At 43.1% G+C, this 2657-nt stretch carries 3 protein-coding genes; 1 reads left to right on the top strand and 2 read right to left on the bottom strand.

The genetic code is table 11. The features are described from left to right. The first annotated feature begins 160 nt into the window (after positions 1-160). Positions 161-532, top strand: a complete 372-nt coding sequence (locus G493_RS0127025) for a hypothetical protein (protein ID WP_028582844.1) — start codon at positions 161-163, stop codon at positions 530-532. Positions 533-845: 313 nt separating this feature from the next. Here G493_RS0127025 and G493_RS0127030 read toward each other — a convergent pair whose 3' ends face one another. Next, positions 846-1184, bottom strand: coding sequence for a hypothetical protein (locus tag G493_RS0127030; RefSeq protein ID WP_232363850.1), 339 nt, complete (start codon positions 1182-1184; stop codon positions 846-848). A gap of 34 nt (positions 1185-1218) precedes the next feature. Then, positions 1219-1917 (bottom strand): hypothetical protein, encoded by a 699-nt coding sequence (locus G493_RS0127035; protein ID WP_153306697.1) that lies wholly within the window; start codon positions 1915-1917, stop codon positions 1219-1221. Between the last annotated feature and the right edge of the window lie 740 nt (positions 1918-2657).

Raw genomic sequence — 2657 nt, forward strand, 5'->3', positions numbered from 1 at the left:
TATTTATGTTCCTGTCATCTCGACAGTAACAGGGTTTACATACAGGGGACTTGCACCCCATTAGATCACGCTCATGCCGGGCGTACACAAACAACTGCAGCGGATCAAATTTCGCTGCACTCAATTTGCCCACTGAGTTGGGTGTTAGCTAGAAAAGAAAATGAAGCCAAACCTAGATTGGGTAAATGATTGGAAAGTAGGAAACAATCCAAAAAATGAAGAACATATAGGAACTGAACTTTTTCTTATATTCTACAAATTCTGGGAAGAGTTAGACCTTGATAATAAATCAAAAACAACAAAAAGAAGATATTACAATGCACTCCATTGTCTAGGAGGGTTTCTTGTAGAAGAATACTCAAGCAGTATAGACAATATAGAAACAATTGAGATGCTAAAGTATGAACTGTCTGAAGATGAAGGTCCATTGATACACCATGATGATGAAACATGGCAAAAGGAAATAGATCTTGTTTCTCGTAAACTATATAAATATATAATAAGCTATCGGGATAGGAACGGCCATCGCTGACCGTCCTCCCACACCACCCGGCATACGGATCGCGTACCAAGGGCGGTTCGGCTGATCAAGGCAGGAGATGAAACCCTGGGAGAAACAAGCCCAATGTTCGACGAAAATACGCATTTGGTAGTGCAATGATTACCCACTTGGTTTTACTCATGCACCACGCCCTCTTGCGGGCATTGCCACAAAGACCGCCTGACCATGAGATACCCCTAATAAATACTAATAAATAGGGTCAGAGCAAAATAAAATATTTAACTTTACTCGGCCCCTATTTATCACTGCTGGCAGTAACGAGTGAAGCCACTTGCGAACATTTCTATTGCTCGTTATTTTCTTGCACCGCTTGCATCACTGCAGGCCATAAGCTCCACCACGGAAATTTTTGCTGCTGGTATCCGAAATCAGCATTCTTGTAATCTTCACCCGCTGCCGGGGTAACATTGAGGGGTAAATTCGATGTTGTCAGAAAAAATCCGGCAGGAATTGTTGGCGTGTCAACACGAATCATGTAGTTCACAGCCGAAGGCGCCACAATAGCATATTGGCCAGTTTCATCCGTGGCTGAAAAGGGTTCGCCAGCGTCCAGTATTTCATTTGCGTTAAGGTCAAGATAAATTGTTATGCCACTCATCCCCGGCTCGCCAGTATCCTGCACACCATCACCATTAAGGTCATTCCAAACGAAATCGCTAATCCTGCAGAATTGCAGAGTGCAATGTAGTTGGATCGTTCTCTCCTGCATCACCTGCAGCATTATTGCCATTCGGATCAGGGTCGAGACCGTTATCCGAAAAGTCGAAGGCGTAACTACCAGTGGGGGTATTCCCCTCAATGACTACTTGGTTTGAGTACATCGCGAATCCCGCCCCTTGATCGGTAATTTTGTTGACTTCCACTCCGAGTCTGATCTGTGCCGCAGAGCCGCTATCGAGTGTACTGCTTATATCAAGGAGATTATCGCTACTGCTGCCATCGAAATTGCCATCCAACACCAGACCTCCTCCCGGATCACTTATGATGGCAGGACTTGAGATGAGGGTATAATTGCCGGCGCCAAAGACTGAATCAATATTCTCCGTCAGGGCCAGACCACTCAGAGTAGAATTGCCCAGGTTCTCCATGTAGATATCAAAAATGACTTGTGCCCCTGCCAAAGAGGCCGTGTTGGCAACTCCAACGGCCAGCTCTTGGCCGATGACAATTGTTGTCATGTCATCTTCCCCCACATCTCCCGGATTACCGTTATCGTTGGGATCTGGATTGAATCCGGCATCAGAAAGATCTGATACCGGATTACTATCAGGATCAGTAGCATTAATGGTGACTTGGGATTTATAGATACCAAATCCATAGCCCTGGTCTGAAACAGTAGTAACACTTATTACCACCTGTACTTGCGCCTTGGTGCCTGACTCAAGGCTGCCGCCTAAGATCATTTTAGCAAAAGTGTTGAAACCGAAGAATTGTTAATTCAATGTGATAGTTTCTGGACCGTTCACCAGAATTGACGTGCTGCTGGATCGAAAAGTTTCCACTACCTACAATCGGATTTAAATAAAGTTCCATATAGAGATTACTCAAGGTGGTGTCACCAAGGTTTTCCAGATAAAAATCTAATGTAACTATTGTGCCTCTAACTGTAGCATTTTGTGCTATTCCGATGACTGATGTTTGCACCAAAGGAAGGATTTGCAAGAGCAAGCAGCCCCGCCATAAGTGCTAAAACCAACCCAGATTTAAACATGCTCATTTCCAGAAGTTTCCTTTTTCTATTGTAACTGAATTTTCGGGGTACTTTCATATTAATAAATAGGCTCAGAATAAAGTTACTGAAGTTTCCTGAAAATTGTGCGGCAAGGTTAAAAGCTAAACCGTAAACATGGGAAACGTTTTTATATAAGAATGACTATCAAAAAGCGGTTCATTTTCTGTGCCTATCTTGAGTCGGAAATATAAATATATTACGCAATATCAACAGGATAAGAGGTGAAAGGTGAGCGCCACTATGGTATAGTTCAATTAGTACTAAGTAACTGAAAATATACCAAAAGGAGCAACTCACCATGTTCATATTAAAGGATTTACTTTCTCCTCTGCAAGCACAATTTTCAAACACCAAGCAGGGGCA

This window comes from Desulfogranum japonicum DSM 18378, from assembly GCF_000429945.1.
Classification (GTDB): Bacteria; Desulfobacterota; Desulfobulbia; order Desulfobulbales; family Desulfobulbaceae; genus Desulfogranum; species Desulfogranum japonicum.